The organism is Micromonospora sp. WMMA1363, from assembly GCF_030345795.1.
GTDB lineage: Bacteria > Actinomycetota > Actinomycetes > Mycobacteriales > Micromonosporaceae > Micromonospora.
The window spans coordinates 2,073,781-2,089,064 of sequence record NZ_JAUALB010000001.1 but is presented as its reverse complement, the minus strand read 5'-3'; the positions used below and the strand labels follow the sequence as shown (position 1 = coordinate 2,089,064).

15 protein-coding genes and 1 pseudogene are annotated in these 15,284 nt (G+C 69.0%); 9 read left to right on the top strand and 7 right to left on the bottom strand.

The features are described 5' to 3' along the window. Positions 1–2: 2 nt before the first annotated feature. The 7 genes from tgmB to QTQ03_RS09465 all read left to right on the top strand — a co-directional run bounded on the left by tgmB (position 3) and on the right by QTQ03_RS09465 (position 4,693). Positions 3–959: an ATP-grasp ribosomal peptide maturase gene (tgmB, locus tag QTQ03_RS09495; protein ID WP_289277663.1), complete on the top strand. Its 957-nt coding sequence runs from the start codon at positions 3–5 to the stop codon at positions 957–959. Continuing rightward, positions 956–2,101, top strand: a complete 1,146-nt coding sequence (gene tgmC, locus QTQ03_RS09490) for an ATP-grasp peptide maturase system methyltransferase (protein ID WP_289277662.1) — start codon at positions 956–958, stop codon at positions 2,099–2,101. The genes tgmB and tgmC overlap by 4 nt, the downstream gene beginning before the upstream one ends. Positions 2,102–2,465: 364 nt before the next feature. Then, a complete protein-coding gene (locus tag QTQ03_RS30625; protein WP_502889724.1) occupies positions 2,466–2,606 on the top strand; it encodes a hypothetical protein in 141 nt (46 codons plus the stop codon). Positions 2,607–2,659: 53 nt separating this feature from the next. Further along, positions 2,660–3,001: a hypothetical protein gene (locus QTQ03_RS09480; RefSeq protein ID WP_289280746.1), complete on the top strand. Its 342-nt coding sequence runs from the start codon at positions 2,660–2,662 to the stop codon at positions 2,999–3,001. A gap of 97 nt (positions 3,002–3,098) precedes the next feature. Beyond that, positions 3,099–3,587, top strand: coding sequence for a glycine-rich domain-containing protein (locus QTQ03_RS09475; protein WP_289277660.1), 489 nt, complete (start codon positions 3,099–3,101; stop codon positions 3,585–3,587). Between the two features lie 13 nt (positions 3,588–3,600). Further along, positions 3,601–4,368: a phosphotransferase gene (locus tag QTQ03_RS09470; protein ID WP_289277659.1), complete on the top strand. Its 768-nt coding sequence runs from the start codon at positions 3,601–3,603 to the stop codon at positions 4,366–4,368. A gap of 193 nt (positions 4,369–4,561) precedes the next feature. Beyond that, positions 4,562–4,693, top strand: coding sequence for a hypothetical protein (locus tag QTQ03_RS09465; protein ID WP_289277658.1), 132 nt, complete (start codon positions 4,562–4,564; stop codon positions 4,691–4,693). A 41-nt stretch (positions 4,694–4,734) separates the two neighbouring features. On the opposite strand, the gene sph is transcribed toward QTQ03_RS09465, so the two are convergent. From sph to QTQ03_RS09450, 3 genes and pseudogenes are all read right to left on the bottom strand, one after another. Further along, the gene (gene sph, locus QTQ03_RS09460) at positions 4,735–5,691 is read right to left on the bottom strand and encodes a sphingomyelin phosphodiesterase (RefSeq protein WP_289277657.1); all 957 of its coding nucleotides are present in this window, start codon (positions 5,689–5,691) and stop codon (positions 4,735–4,737) included. A gap of 249 nt (positions 5,692–5,940) precedes the next feature. After that, positions 5,941–6,129, bottom strand: coding sequence for a DUF397 domain-containing protein (locus QTQ03_RS09455; protein ID WP_289277656.1), 189 nt, complete (start codon positions 6,127–6,129; stop codon positions 5,941–5,943). Then, positions 6,120–6,593 (bottom strand): annotated as a pseudogene (locus QTQ03_RS09450) (DUF5753 domain-containing protein); the annotation flags it as partial. The pseudogene QTQ03_RS09450 and the gene QTQ03_RS09455, both read right to left, overlap by 10 nt. Positions 6,594–6,885: 292 nt before the next feature. Between QTQ03_RS09450 and QTQ03_RS09445 the strand changes: the two are divergent. Next, positions 6,886–8,304 (top strand): IS1380 family transposase, encoded by a 1,419-nt coding sequence (locus QTQ03_RS09445; protein WP_502889681.1) that lies wholly within the window; start codon positions 6,886–6,888, stop codon positions 8,302–8,304. Between the two features lie 384 nt (positions 8,305–8,688). On the opposite strand, the gene QTQ03_RS30300 is transcribed toward QTQ03_RS09445, so the two are convergent. The 3 genes from QTQ03_RS30300 to QTQ03_RS09430 form a co-directional block, all read right to left on the bottom strand. Continuing rightward, positions 8,689–9,411, bottom strand: coding sequence for a N,N-dimethylformamidase beta subunit family domain-containing protein (locus QTQ03_RS30300; RefSeq protein WP_502889723.1), 723 nt, complete (start codon positions 9,409–9,411; stop codon positions 8,689–8,691). Between the two features lie 365 nt (positions 9,412–9,776). Beyond that, positions 9,777–10,919, bottom strand: a complete 1,143-nt coding sequence (locus QTQ03_RS09435; RefSeq protein WP_289279559.1) for an IS701 family transposase — start codon at positions 10,917–10,919, stop codon at positions 9,777–9,779. Continuing rightward, positions 10,858–12,390 carry an IS1380 family transposase gene (locus tag QTQ03_RS09430; protein WP_289277654.1) on the bottom strand — a complete coding sequence of 511 codons (1,533 nt, stop codon included), beginning with the start codon at positions 12,388–12,390 and terminating at the stop codon, positions 10,858–10,860. Before QTQ03_RS09430 ends, QTQ03_RS09435 begins: the two co-directional genes overlap by 62 nt. 354 nt (positions 12,391–12,744) lie before the next feature. Between QTQ03_RS09430 and QTQ03_RS09425 the strand changes: the two genes are divergently transcribed. Then, a complete protein-coding gene (locus tag QTQ03_RS09425; RefSeq protein ID WP_289276459.1) occupies positions 12,745–14,481 on the top strand; it encodes an IS1634 family transposase in 1,737 nt (578 codons plus the stop codon). Between the two features lie 75 nt (positions 14,482–14,556). Here QTQ03_RS09425 and QTQ03_RS09420 read toward each other — a convergent pair whose 3' ends face one another. Continuing rightward, positions 14,557–15,237, bottom strand: coding sequence for a N,N-dimethylformamidase beta subunit family domain-containing protein (locus QTQ03_RS09420; RefSeq protein ID WP_289277653.1), 681 nt, complete (start codon positions 15,235–15,237; stop codon positions 14,557–14,559). Positions 15,238–15,284: the final 47 nt, after the last annotated feature.

Sequence of the window (15,284 nt, the reverse complement as noted above, 5' to 3'; positions counted from 1 at the left end):
CGGTGGGCGACGAGCGCACGGTGCTTGTGCTGACCCAGCCGTACGACGTGACCGCCGACTACGTGGTCGCGGAACTGGCAGCACGGGACGTGCCGATATTCCGGTGCGACCCCGGCGACTTCCCGCGGACGTTGACGCTCGTCGCGCAGTCGGGCGGAGGCTGGCGCGGCAGCCTCCGCCTACCCGGCCGCCGTGCCGCGCTGCACGACTTAGGGTGCGCCTACTACCGACGCCCGACCGCGTTCGAGCTGCCGGCGCACCTGACCGACGAAGAACGCCGCTGGGCCACCCGTGAGGCGCGCATGGGCCTCGGCGGGGTGCTCGCGGCGCATCCATTGTGGCTCAACCACCCGCACGACATCGCCCGTGCCGAGTACAAGCCGGTCCAGCTCGCCGCTGCCGGCACGGTCGGACTGTCCGCGCCCCCGACGTTGATCACGAACGAGCCGGCGGCGGCGGAGCGGTTCGTGCGCGAGCACGGCGGCGCCGTGGTCAAGCCGCTCGGCTCCGGTGTGATCGCCGAGGCCGGCACCGCGAAACTGATCTACACCAACCGGGTGTGCGCCGAGGAGATCGACCACACCGTTGCCGGCACCGCGCACCTGTTCCAACAGCAGGTGGACAAGGCGTACGAGGTGCGGCTGACGGTCGTTGATGATGCGTGGTTCGCCGTACGCATCGACGGCGCCTCGCAGGCGACGGGGCTGGACTGGCGCACCGATTACGACGCCCTGTCGTACTCGGTGGTGACCGTGCCCGAGGCGATCCGCGCGGCCGTGTCGCGGCTGCTGGCCCGGCTGCGGCTGCGCTTCGGCGCGCTGGACTTCATCGTCACCCCACACGACGAATGGATCTTCCTGGAGATCAACCCCAACGGGCAATGGGCGTGGCTGCAAGACGCCACCGGCCTACCCATCGCCGCCGCGATAGCCGACGCTCTGACCAAGGAGACGACATGACCGCTACCGCCGAACAACTACGCAACCGCCTCGTGGACGAGCTGACCGGCCACGGCTGGCTCACCGAGGAGTGGCGGCCGGCGTTCACCACCGTGCCCCGCCACGCCTTCCTGTCCCGCTTCTTCCGCCAGACCCCCGACCGCAGCCGGTACGAGGCGGTCGCCGCGGGCGCCCCCGGGGCGTTGGAGCTGATCTACTCCAACAGCGTGCTCCCCACCCAACTCGACGGCGACGACGCCCGATGGGAAGCGTCCCGCCGCGACGGCCCGATCGACGGCGTGCCGACCTGTTCCAGCACCCAACCTGCCCTTATGGCGATCATGCTGCACGCGCTGGACGTGGCCGACGGGCACCGGGTGTTGGAAATCGGCACCGGCACCGGGTACAACGCCGCGCTCCTCGCCCACCGGCTCGGCTCGCCGCTGGTCACCACCGTCGACATCGACGCCGGGTTGGTCGAGCGGGCGCGCACTGCGTTGACCGCCGTCGGATACGCCCCTACGGTGGCCGCCACCGACGGCGCGGCCGGCTACCCCGGCAACGCCCCCTATGACCGGGTCATTGCTACGTGTGCCGTGCCGGCGGTGCCGCGCAGTTGGCTCGGGCAGACCCGCCCCGGCGGGGTGATCCTGACCAACCTGCACCGCGAGATCGGCGGCGGGCTGCTGCTGCGGCTGACCGTGGACGAGACTGGCGCGGGCAGCGGGCACCCGCTCGACGACTACGGCTCGTTCATGCCGCTGCGTTCCTGCCCCACCGCACAGACCTCGGCGCTCGTGCGCGCCGCGTCGCAGGCCACCGGCGACACCCACGAAACCCACCTTCCCGCCCCGCTGGCCGACGACGGGGAGGCGTGGACCGCGCTGGTGGCGCTGATGCTCCCCGACGTGGCCCGACTCGACATCGACCGCCCCGACGGCGCGGTGCAATGGCTCGTCCACCCCGACGGCTCCTGGGCCTACCACCACACCCCCACCCGCACCGTCGAACAGGGCGGACCCCGCCGGCTGTGGACCGAGGTGGAGGACCTCCACAGCCGGTGGACCGCGCACGGCAAGCCCGGCCGCCCGCAGATCGGCGTCACGCTCACCGCCGCCGGGCAACAGGTGTGGCTCAACAACCCCACCGAGATCATCGGGTGAGTCCCGCCGGGTGATGGCCGGGTAGCCCGGACGCGGCGGACATCTCCACGGGAACGGCGGAAACGTGGGGCTTCAGCCTCTCTCCAACATGGCCGAACGACTTCCGAGACTAGGCGGCTACGGGTCAGGGTGGAAGGACGCGGCGTGAGCCGGCCCGAGGGACCCGAACCCCACCGGTCGCGCTGTCGGGGCCGCCCCGGTGCAGGGGGTGCGAGCGGGGCGGCCCTGTCCACGTCCACCAGCCGGGAGCCCAGCCATGCCGACAGCTATAGCGCAGCAGCTACCGCAGCGAAAGCCCCGAGTGGCTCTCGCTGACGACATCAATCCGAATCGCCGGCTGAATCGAGCCTGTCATGCCGCCTGGGTGTCCGAGGAGGAACTAGAGCGCCTGCTGTCTGGCGGGCGCGTTGTCGGCCGTGCCCGGGTCATCTACCCCGTCCACGCAGACGACGACGCTCTCGTCGACTACCTGGAGGCCCTACTAGCGACGCTCCGGGCGCTGTGATGGCCGGCGATCCCATGATGCGGGCTAATCGGGGAGTAGTGGCGATCTCGACCATGCTGCCGTCAGCATCCGTAGGCCCTAGGCCGGAGCACCCTCGTTACCGCACCGAGAGCGTGCCGCCGCACACGCCGCTACGGCCGATGTGGTCGTGCCGGTCATGCGGCCATCCGTGGCCGTGCGCCGAAGCCCGTCTCCTGCTGAAGGTCGAGTTCGACGGAAAGTACGCAACGCTCTCGATCTACCTCGCCGGCCTGATGCACGAGGCGATGCACGACCTCTATCACCTGAACCCCCACGACGGACCGAGTCCGCGCGAGGTGTTCGAGCGCTTCGTTGCCTGGGGCCCGTTCCGAAGGCCCGCTGTCGACCACCCAGAGGTGGCCGGCAGCTCATAGATTCCCGCGGGTCGTCGCCCTGGCCAAGCGGCGACTGACGGGCGCACGGCACCACCAGAGCGGAGAACCCCTCTTCGCACCGATTGAAGGAGGAGACTTGAGTATCGCCGTCAACACCCCGAGCAAGACCGCCGAGGAACCCCGAACCCTCGTCGACCCCGAGACGTTCGGCAAGCTGGTCGACTACTTCGCGGCCGACCGGCACGTCACCAAGCACTACGCCGAGCGGGCCGTCGAGCAGTTCTTGGTATTCATCAAGGCACACGCCGACAACGTCAACAACCCGGACTTCGGGATGCCCCTGCCGGACGGGTCGATCGGTCGCGTCGTGCCGACCCTCCCGGTCGACGCGGTGTGGCACTCCGTACTCCAGCACACGAAGCCGTACGCCGCCGCCTGCGACCAAATCGCCGGGGGCTTCGTCCACCATATCCCGATCCTCACGGAGGGGATGATGGACGGGACTGCCGTAACCTTCACGCTCGCGGCACTGCACGCGACGGGCTACCGGGTCGACATGGAGTTCTGGTACGGCGAGGCCGAGTCGTGCTGCCCGCCGAACCCGCCGACGCCAGGCAGCAAGTGACAGAGAGGTAACCATGCGTAGTGACTGGATCGCCCTGCCCGACGCTGTCGCAGCGGAGGTGGCCGAGCGAGTCGGCGGCATCGTCGGCGTCTACCCGGCGCCGAGTGGCAACCATGCGGAGATCGCGTCGGCCGTCATCGGCTCGACCAGCAAGGCCTTCGTCAAGGCGGCTTCGGGCGATCTGGGCGTCCGGTCACTTCGCTACGAGCTGGCGGCGACCGGGGCTGTCGACCGGTTCCCGCCGGCCACCCTCTGGCATGTCGAGCGCGACGGATGGTTGGTAGTGGGGGCCGAGCTTCTTGCCGGCTCCCACGCCGACCTCTCGCCCGGAGGCGCGGATCTCGACCTGCTGGGCGTGGCGCTCAAGGGGCTCCAGGAGAGCGTAGCCCCGCCCGGGGCGTGGTTCACGCCGGAGACGCGGCTCGGCTTCACCCGTCAGGCGGACGGCGACACGCTCATCCACTCCGACCTGAACCCGGCCAACCTGATCGTCACCACGCACGGCCTACGGATTGTCGACTGGGCGTACGCAACCAAGGCGGCACCGTGGGTCGAGCTGGCGTTGCTCGTCCAGTGGTTGATTGGCGGCGGCCACAGCCCCGAGCAGGCGGAAGACTGGTTGGCTCAGTTCCCCGCCTGGGCTGAGACGGATCCCGAGGTGCTGGACGACTTCGCGGCACGCAACGCCTCGAAGTGGGCCAGCAAGTCGCGGCAGAGCACGTTGGGTTGGGTGCACGACCTCGCGGCCTGGACCTGTAAGTGGGCGGCCCATCGGGCGTAGTAGGCAGGGAAGCGGGCCAGCCTCGATCAGGCTGGCCCGCATGGCCGGGTAGCCCGGACGCGGCGGACATCTCCACGGGAACGGACCTGTCGGGGGTACCCGGCTGACGACCGGGCCGCCGGGGAGCTGGGCCAGCTCCCCGCTGTCTGTCAGCACCCCACAGGTCACGCCGCTCACCCGAGATGGGTGCAGTTTGGAGTTGTCCACGAACCTCGGCGCGATCTTCCGGGCCGTGGCCGGGCTCGGCGTCGACGCGGTGCTGCTCTCGCCCACCTGCGCCGTCGCCGTCGCCTGCTGGGAGCTTGGCCGCACCGACCCACTCTGACCACGACGCGAGAGTGGCTACGTCACCTCGCCCCGGGCGCGTCAGACAGCTGCCGCGACCGGATAGTGGTCGGCGTAGTCGGTGTAGCAGTAGCGGACGAACCAGCTGGTCACGCACCATTTCGGCGCTTCCACGGCCAGCGTTTCGTTGTCGCCTGAGCCGTGACTCGCGTGGCCGTTGCGCCGCAGAACGTAGTCCAGCTGCTGACGGCTGTCCTTGTCGTCGTTGTAGTCGGCCATGTCGTTGTGCTGGGCGTCCCAGGAGTACGGGTGGCCGGTGAACGAGGGTCCGCCGACGTCGAGCTGGGTCAGCATGGTGGCGTATTCGGCGGAGTAGCGGTCGACATTGAGGTCGCCGGCGATGACGACCTGCTCGCCGGTCGGGATGGAACGAGCGTCGAGGAAGGCGTCGAGTTCGTCGAACTGTGCCGCCCGCACGTTGGCGCCGGTGCCGTCGGCGCAGCCGGTGTCGGCCGCTTGGGCATGGGTGCCCACGACGTGTACCGGGCTTCCGTCAACGTTCAGCCGGGCGTACACGAAGCCCTTGTTGGAGAACCAGTCCGCCCCGCAGCCATCGGCATACACGTACTGGACCTTCTCGAGGATGGGCCACTTGCTCAGGATCGTGACCCCGCCGTCCTCCGGGGTGGCACTGGAGTAGGCGCCCATGGTGGCGTCCCAGCCCGACCGTGACCGGCCGAGGACGGGCGTCTGATGGGGATACTGCCCGGAGAGGCTTTCCTTGAGCCGGTCGGACGCCTCGTTGTCGAACATCTCCTGTAGGACGACCACGTCCTGGCCGGTGACGTAGGCGGCCTCGGCGATCAGATCTGCCCGCTTGACCTGGCCCCAGTTCGGGAAGAGCGACTGCGGCAGGAACATCACGTTGTGTGTGAGCACCTTCAGTGGCACCGGCGCGGCGGTGGCGGGTGCGGCGGGGGCGAGTAGCCCAGTCGCGGCGAGGACGCCGGCGAGCAGCAGACTTCGAAGTCTCTTCATGTCCGACGATGATCTGGTAGCGGGATACGCGAGGATGAACGCGGCGTGAAGGGAGCCCGACGTGGGTCTTACATTCTCTGTGCGAGTCCGGCACGGCGACCGGCCGGCCCCGCCCCCGTCAACCGTCGACTGTGGGCCTGACCCGCCACCGCCGAAGGGCTCTGGACGGTGGTGCGGGGTGTCCGCGCGGTGCCGCACAAGGACGAAGGCCCGGTTCCCCGCGGGACCGGGCCTTCGTGGAATCCTGGGTCAGGACTGCTTGGCGAAGCCGACGAACGCCCGCCACGCCGTCGGGCCGAACACCAGCGCCGGCCCGGTCGGGTCCTTCGAGTCCCGGACGCCCACGACGTCGGGCAGGTTGTCGGCAACTTCGACGCAGTCACCGCCGTTGTTTCCGCTCTTGGTGCTCTTGCGCCACCGCGCCCCGGTCAGGTCCATGATCTTGCCGCTTCCCTGGGCATGTCTAGGGACTGCGACCGCGAGAGAGCTTCCCCGCGGATGCGTTCCCACCGTCGACCCAGCGTAGCAACATCCGTGATGCCGTCGACCAGTTGCGCCTGGGCCTGGCCGTCCACTTGAGCCACCGTCGTACCGTTGTCCAGCTCTGTGAGCGTGAACGGTCCGCCGAGACCCGGGTACATGCCGGCCGACGCCGGAACGACGTGAACGGAGACGTTCGGTAGCTCTGCGTACGCCGCTACGTGCTCGCACTGCTCACGCATGAGCGCGCGGTCCCCGTATGCGGACCGGCGGAGGATCAGCTCGTCGAGCACCGCGACGAACATGGGCGCGTGGTCCCGGCGCAGGATGGTCTGACGCTGGACGCGCGCCGTGATGAGCTGGTCGACCTCCTCGGCGCCGAGCGTCTCCCCGGCGAGCGTCGCCCGCGCGTAGGCCTCGGTAACCGCGCCGGCACCCAACGCGCCATCCGCAACCACATCCGCGGCCTTAACGCCCTCGGCTACCAGGTCACCCTCCAACCCGCCGCATAACCACAAACGCAACCCTCATCCCGGCTACGCTGCGCTTCGCCGGGATGCTGCCGCGCGTCCAGGCACGGTCATTTTCGGATTAGCCTGGGCCCTTCGTTAAGGGCGGTCCACATCGTGGATCATGAAAGGAAAGGTGCCTTCTGACCTGGCAAGATAGGACTTGCTGAGGGTCTCATCTATCCCGAGGGAAGGCACCTGTCAGGTGAAGAGTACCGGAACACGACCGAAGATCATCGTCAGTAGCGATGGACGTGGCGTGGTCGGCCACGCGGGTGCCCGTTTGCTGGCCGACATCGCGGACGTAACCGGGTTGACCGGCGGGTTCAGCGAGGCCCTGGCCAGGCTGCGGCAGCGGCAGGGCGGGCATGACCCGGGTCGGGTCGCCGTGGACCTCGCGGTGATGATCGCCGACGGTGGTGAGGCGATCAGCGATCTGGCGGTGCTGCGGGACCAAGCGGGGCTGTTCGGCGCGGTCGCCTCGGATCCTACCGCGTGGCGGGTGCTGTCTGGTGTGGATGATGCTGTTCTGGCCAGGCTGCGGATGGCCCGCGCTGCCGCGCGGGAGTTGGCGTGGGCGCAGTCGGCCGAGACCCGCGACGGGCTGCCGGTGTCGATGGCGGCTGGTGCGCCGGTGTCTGGGCTGGTGCTGGATCTGGACGCCTCGATCGTGATCTGCCACTCGGAGAAGGAGCAGGCGTCCAAGACGTGGAAGAAGACCTTCGGATATCACCCGTTGTTCTGCTTCCTGGACAACACCCGGGAGGCGTTGTCCGGGCTGCTGCGCGCCGGGCGGGCGGGGTCGAACACCACCGCCGATCACATCAGCGTTCTCGACGACGCCCTGGCGCAGATCCCCGACGTCCACCGGTACGGCACCGACATCCTCGTCCGCTCGGATTCGGCCGGCTGCACGTACGGGTTCCTGCGCCATATCCGGTCGTTGCGTGAGCACGGTATGAACACGTTCTTCTCCGTCGGGGTGGCCATCGGGGAGGCGATCCGCGACGCGATCAAGCAGGCTGCGGGGCACCCCGAGCAGTGGGTACCGGCCCTGAACGCCGACGGCCAGCCACGCGACGGCGCCCAGGTATGCGAGATCACCGGCCTACTACCGGCCGACCTGCGGGCCAACTACCCCGACGGCACCCGGTTCATCGTGCGCCGGGAACGCCCGCACCCCGGCGCACAACTGTCGCTGTTCGACACCATCGAAGGCTTCCGCCACCAGGTGATGGCCACCGACACCGGCCCCGGCAACGGATCCATCCAGCATCTGGAGGCCCGCCACCGCGCTCACGCCCGCGTCGAGGACCGCATCCGCACGGGCAAGGACACCGGGTTCGGCCGCTTCCCATCCCGGGTGTTCGCCATCAACGCCGCCTGGCTGGAACTCGCCTTGTGCGCCATCGACCTGCTTGCCTGGACCCAACACCTGCTGCTCGACGGCGACCTCGCCACCGCCGAACCCAAGACACTGCGCTACCGACTGCTGCACGTCGCCGCCCGCATCACCCGCTCGGCCCGCCGCACGAAGCTGCGCATCGCCGAAGGCTGGCCCTGGGCCGACCAGCTCGTCACCGCGTTCGACCGGCTGGCCGTGCTGCCCCAGCCCGTCACCTGAACCCCAACCCCACGCCCCGACGAGTACCCCCATGGAGGAACCCGGCCACCGCGTCGGGTCCTCGCCGTGCCCATACCCCGATCGATCACCAAATGAAGATCAACAAATGCAAACAGGGCCTTGATCAACAGTTAGCGAAAGACTGAGGTTAGTAGTGCTTTGTGTGCGCAGGCTTTCGGAACCTATTGCCCGAAAATGGGATACTCCGGCGAACCTCCGCCTCACTCAGAGGCCCGCCAGTCCGTACCGTCGCCGCGCCCCGCAGCGCGCTTTTTGACACAACCCTGCGCTCGCCGCCACCGTACCGACCTGGCGGCCGTCATTCCACACTGATGGCCGTGGCGGCAGACTCCCCGATGATCCGATCCAGCAGGTTTGTGGTAGCTACCTCGATTCGCTTGTCCCGCCAACCGCGCCGGTTGAGCGCCCGGGTCCAACACAGGGTTCCCGAGGCGAAGACGACAGCCCCATTCGCCGTCTCGTACAGATGGGTGTTCTGGGTCTTTCGTGTACCTTGACGGGTCTGGTATGGGGAGGCGCTGAGAGTGGCGGCGCGCACGCCGCGGGGGGGGGCGTGATACCGGCAAAATGGCCGTCCGCCTCGCCGCCGACGACACGAGGGATCTGGTCCCCATCGGTCACCCCGGAGCCCGCCCAGAACCAGTGATCCGCCTGCCGCACGACCAGCGGCACCGCTTTACCCACGATGCCGTTGTATTGGATGCCGAGCAGGTCCGCCTCGGGGGCGCCGAGGTCGCGCCAGCGGCAGGTGGCCGCACTAGCCGCCTCGCCCGGCTGTGGTTGCAACTTGGTGCAGGTGATGGTCCGCTCCGGCCTGCCGTCGCCAGCCGCCCCGACCAGGATTCGCCAGTAGATGCTGTTCGCGCCGAAGAGAGCGAGGCTCGTTCCGCCAGTAACCGCCTGCTCCACCGCTCGCCGCATCTCGGTCGACCAGTACTCGTCGTGTCCACAGAACACGATCCCCTGGTGACGACTCGGATCGAGTCGGCCGGCGTGCAGGTCGAGGATGGTGGCATAGGAAACGTCGTAGCCAGAGCGTTCCAACCACTGAATGGCGTCGATATCGTCCTCGATGTGGGCGGGCATGCCGTCGTTGGCCTCGATTCGTCAGAGGGTTTTGATCCCTCGCCGTCCGTTTCGGTTTGACCGTTTTGTTCCATGCGGTTGGGGGTCGGGGTCGGCGCGTGTCGCTGCGCGGGCGCCGGTTCTCCAGGTCCGGGTGGTTTCTCTGCTGGTAGGGCCGGGGGGACGGGTCAGGTCGGCGGGGGTATCAGGCCTAGTACTGCAACGGCGGGTCGTGACTTATGGCGGTTTGAGTCGTTTGCGGTAGTGGGCGGCTCGGGCTTGTTCCTGGCGGCGACGGCGGAAGTCGGACCAGCGCAGGATGTGGTCGGCTCGACGGCGGGTGGTCAGGACGAGGTGGGCGAACAGGCGGCGGATTTCGTTGCTGCTCAGCGGGATCTGGCTGCGCTCGTTTGCGGTGGTGCCCCCTTTGCGGCTTCGAGGGCGCGGGTGACGACGAGGAACGCGGCGGCGGCCATCGCGAGGGTGATGTGGGCGTACCAGGCGTCGTAGCGGCGGACCTGGTACTGGTCCAGGCCGACCTCGTTCTTCGCGGTCTGGAACGATTCCTCCACCGACCAACGGCTACCGGCGACCCGCACCAGGTCGCGTAGTCGGGTGCCGCGGGGGCCGAAGCAGACGTAGTAGGCGATGTCGCCGGGATCCGTGATCGAGCGTCGGGCCAGGACCCAGCCGCGGCGGCCGTGGGCAAAGGTGCGGCGGATCGGCAGCCGAGCCCAGTCGTAGCGGCGCGGCCCGTGCGCGCCGTCACCACACGACAGTCGTTGCCACGCGCCCGCACGCACCCTGCCGATCAGCTCGTCGACACCGGTGGTGGTGTGCAGCCCGGAGGGCACCCGATCGTCGCGTCGGGTGGCCATCACGTACGCGATGTCCCGATCCTCCAACCAGCCCCGCAGGCCAGGGTTCTGCCCGTAGGCCTCATCGGCCGTGAACCACGAAAACGGCACCCCCGCGGTGACCGCCCGCTCCAGCATGGCCTGCGCCTGCTGCGGCTTGGTCGCGAACCCGACGGCGTCCGGGATCGCCGAGCGCCGGCACCGGTCCCGATCACCGGTCCACGACTTCGGCAGGTACAACTCCCGATCGATCAACGCCCGACCCCGCGGCGTGGCGTAGCACAGGAACGTGCCGATCTGGCAGTTCTCGGTCTTGCCCGCCGTACCCGAATACTGCCGTTGGACCCCCGCCGACGCACGGCCCTTCTTGACGAACCCCGTCTCGTCAGCGATGAGCACCCCGGCCGCATCGCCGATCTGGTCCACCACGTAATCGCGCACGTCATCGCGGACCGCGTCCCGATCCCACGCCGCGCTGCACAACATGCCCTGCAACCCGTCCGGCGACACATGCCCAGCCTGCTCCGCGAGGGTCCAGCCGTTACGCCGCTCCAACGGTGCCAGTAGCCCCCGCACATACGCCCATGCCCGCCGCCGCGGCTCCACCCGCTCAAACCGATGCGCGAACCGGAAGAACAACTCCTCCAACCCGGCATCCCACGACCCGACCACCCGCGCATCCACCACAACCAACCAACGAATGATCAGCACCCGAAGCTACGACCCGCCGTTGCAGTACTAGGCGGTGCCAGCAGAGTTGGAACGCCTCAGCCCAGGGCCAGGTGTCGGGGATGGACAGGATCTTCCGGCGGGCGTGGCTGGCCAGCTTGGCGGGTAGGTGCAGCAGCCGGTAGCGCAGGGTGCCGGGTTCGGCGTCGGCGAGGTCGGGCTGGTCGTGCAGGCCGAGCAGTCGGGTCCAGGCGGCCAGATCGGCGGCGATGTTCGCGGCTAGGACCCAGCCGCGGTTGACGGTCCAGGCCTTCGAGGGCAGGTTTCGCAGGCCCATGGCCTTGTTCGTGCGCACCTGATCTTCCACTCCGGCGTGCGAACGGTGCAGCACGTCGAGCCATTGCGGCTGGTGAGAGCCGGCCACGCCGTGGATGCGGCGGATGTTGGTGGCGACGATCGCGTACCGCCAGCCGGTACGTTTCTCCAGGTCGGTTAGGTTCCTGACGTGTCGGGTGGACGGTCTGGTCCGCCGCACGATCAGCCGTAGCCCGTCGATCCAGTTGCCGACCCGCTGGTTGAGGCCGGTCAGCTCGGCGACCTGCGCCTGATCGGTGGCATTACCGTCGGGTTCGAGGCTGCTGGTCCAGGCATCGGCGGGCAGCACGGCGATCGCGGTCTCGTCGGCGTCGGTGATCGTCCAGCCGACAGTGAACTTCACGCTGCGCCACAGCCGGTTCATCTGCTCCAGGTGGGTCACCAGGTCGTGGGTGGCGCCGGCCCCGTCGACCCGCACCAGGATCTTGCGCCGGTATCTGACCGGCAGTTGGGCGACCGCCTCACCCAACACCCGGATGTGATCAACCACGGTGTTCGAGCCGGCGTTGCCCGGCCGCAGCAGCATGGCCAGGCTCTCACTGGTGTTCGCGCACCACGCCCCGAGGGGGTGGAACCCGAAGCCTTTCTTGAACGTGGCCGCCGCGCCCTGCTTGTCGGAGTGAGCGGTGATCAGGGTGGCGTCCAGATCGATGACCACCCACCCGGTCAGCAGCTTGCCCGCCACCAGCAGCCACGGAAACCCCTGCGGCCGGCGCTCGAGAAGCTCCCAGACCCGGGCGCGGGCCTTCGCCCGCGCCTTGGCGATCCGGCGCAGGGCGGTCTCGTCGAGGCCGGCCAGAGCACGGCGCACGGTCGCTTCCGACGGTGGCTCGGCGAACACCAGCGCCTGATGGGCGAGCAGCCCGATGTCGGACATGCTGGTCGCGCCGAGCACGATCGCGGTCGCCAGGCAGATCAAGACCGTGCCCCGGTCCCACCACCCCGGCCCCGCACCGCGAGGCAGCACCGCGTTCAACGCCCAGGCCAGCCCGGTCCGGTCCGCGCACCGCCGCAGCAAAACCGCGCCGGCATGCCCGACCAAACCCTTCCCACCCGCCGCGACCTGCAGCCGCTGATCCCACCCGCTACTCTTACTCACCAGAAAGGTGCACCCGACTCTGCTGTGGACATGACGTAGACACTCACATCCTTGCAGGCCAGGCGCACCTTTCCTTCATGACCCTCGATGAATCAAATCCGCTCTGAACGGACGAGGTTGGCATACGGTCGGTCGAAGGAGACCTGACTCGCACGCAGGCTGCTGTCCCGGCGGCCGTCGGGCGTATAGCCGTTGTAGACCCGAGTTCGACAGTTGGTGGGCATGCGGGGCGGATCGGCGGCGGATCCGTGCAGGTGAGAGGGCTGGCACCCATCGGAGACTGTCCAGAGGCGTGGGCAAACGGATTTGCCGTGGGTCTTGTTCTGGCCAGGCTTGTTGTCTGATGATGCGGGCATGTACTTGCGGAAGATCCAACGGCGGAACAAGGACGGGTCGGTGGTGCGATACCTCCAACTCGCCCACAACCGACGGGTCGGCGGCACCACGCAGGCCGAGGTGCTGGTCAACTTCGGCCGCGAGGACCGTCTGGACGTCGACGGGTTGCGCCGCCTGGTCGCCTCCATCAACCGCTACCTCGGCGAGGAGGACGAGGTCGCCGCGTCGCTGGGCGCCGAGGAGGCCGGGCCGCTGACGGTGGAGTTCTCCCGGCCGCTCGGGGCGAGCTGGCTGCTCGACGGGCTGTGGAAACTGTTGGGCATCGACACCGCCCTGGCCTCCCGCATCGACGGGCGCAAGTTCCGCACCGACGTCGAGCGCACGATCTTCGCGCTGGTCGCCAACCGGGCCATCGCCCCCGCCTCCAAGCTCGCCGCCGCCGAGTGGGCCACCCGCGACCAGGTCATCCCCGGCCTGGACGCACTGGCCGAGCAGCACGCCTACCGCGCCATGGACCTGCTCGTCGCCGCCGATGTCCACGCCGCCGTGCAGGAAGCGGTGTTCTTCTCCGCCGCACACCTGCTCAACCTCGAAGTCGACCTGGTCTTCTTCGACACCACCTCCACCTACTTCGAACGCGACACTGCGGACGACCCGGACGGCGAGAGCTCCAGCCTGCGCCAGTACGGGCACTCCAAGGACCACCGCAAGGACCTGCCCCAGATCGTCATCGGACTGGCCGTCACCCGCGAGGGCATCCCCGTGCGCTGCTGGACCTGGCCCGGCGGCACCAACGACCAGACCGTGATCACCGAGGTCAAGGACGGCCTGCGCGACTGGCGGCTCGGCCGGGTGGTCACCGTCTGCGACACCGGATTCTCCTCCGAGGCCAACCAGTCCTACCTGCGCCGGGCCGGCGGCCACTACATCACCGGCATCAAGATGCGCGAAGGCTCCCACCGCGCCGACCAGGCCCTGGCCCGCCAGGGCCGCTACCAGGAAGTACGCGACAACCTGCGCGTCAAAGAGGTCCGCCTCGACGGCGACGAGGGCAGACGCTTCATCATCTGCCACAACCCCACCGAGGCCGAACGCGATGCCGCCCGACGCGAAGACCAACTCACCGCGATCCGCGAGGAGTTGACGCGCATCAAGACCGCCCGGGAAGCCGACGCGACCAAGGCGAAGGCCAAGGCCGCCAAGACCGGCAAGCGCCCCACGGCCCCCTCGGACGCCCCGCACCGCAAGGCCGAGTGCGCGCTGCGCGACCACCCTGCCCTCGGCCGCTGGCTCAAGCAGCACCCCACCACCGGACGGCTGTCCATCGACACCGCCAAGGTCGCCGCCGAGGCCCGCCTGGACGGCAAGTACCTCCTCGCCACCAGCGACCCCGACCTGTCCGCCGAGGACATCGCGCTCGGCTACAAGAACCTCCTCGAAGCCGAACGCGCCTTCCGCACCCTGAAATCCACCCTCGACCTGCGGCCGGTCTACCACCGCCTCGACGAGCGGATACGCGCTCACGTGCTGCTGTGCTGGCTCGCCTTGCTACTGATCCGCGTCGCTGAGCGCCGCACCCAGCAGTCCTGGCCCAAGATCGCCGCCGAACTCGGCCGGATCCACCAGGTCACCCTCTCCGGCCCGGCCGGCAGCCTCCAGCAGACCACCCGGCTCACCGACACCCAGACCAAACTCTTCACCGACTGCGGTGTCCCGCTCCCGCCAAAGATGAGCAGCCTCAAGACCGCCGAATAGCCGCTGAGCTGGGAAAACAGGATCCGGAGCCGTGGGCAAACGGCCCCGAAGCCTCCCCACGCCCATCGCCCCAGGTCAACCCGCAGATCCGCCACCGCCGCATGCCCGCCAACCGTCGAAGCCGGGGTAGAGGCTCGTGCCGTTTCGCTGGTCGAGCGGCCACTGGTTGTATGCCTGCCAGGTGGTCACCGGCAATACCACGCAGATCGCGGCCGCCCGGCGGTCGTCCCGCACGACGAACGGAGTGCAGGCACGCCAGCCGCCGGCCGAGGTGAAGACCGCCTGGTAAAGACCGGAGGTCCAGTCGCTTGGCACCCGCAGGGACCAGGACACGGGCCAGCGGCAGGCGATGACGCCGTTGCTCGGGTCGGCCGGCGGCACGGGTTGACCGATGCCGCTGAGCTCGGGGCTGGTCAGCATCCGGCGGGCACCGACTCCACCATGCCAGCCCAGCCGGTAAATGGAGATCCGGTACCTGCCGCCCGGGTTGACCGAGACGTGGAAGTCCAGGGGGTCGCCGGGGGCGACGCTGGTCGCGGAGGCGTATCCCTGAATCTGCCGGCGCTCGTCGTCCGCCGCGGGCGGGCCGTCCGCCGGCCACCAGTCGTCGCCGGGCTGGCGATCCTCCTGCGGCCGAGGCCATTCGAACAGTGCGTCAGCGTGGGGCCGGCCGACGACGTACCCCGCACCGAGGGCTGCCGCGGAGGCGCCGCCGGCCAGCAGGCCAAGCGCCAGGCGTCGATGGATCCGAGCCATCGATGAGCTTCTTTCGGGGTAGGAACCGTAACCAACCGGCGACGGAG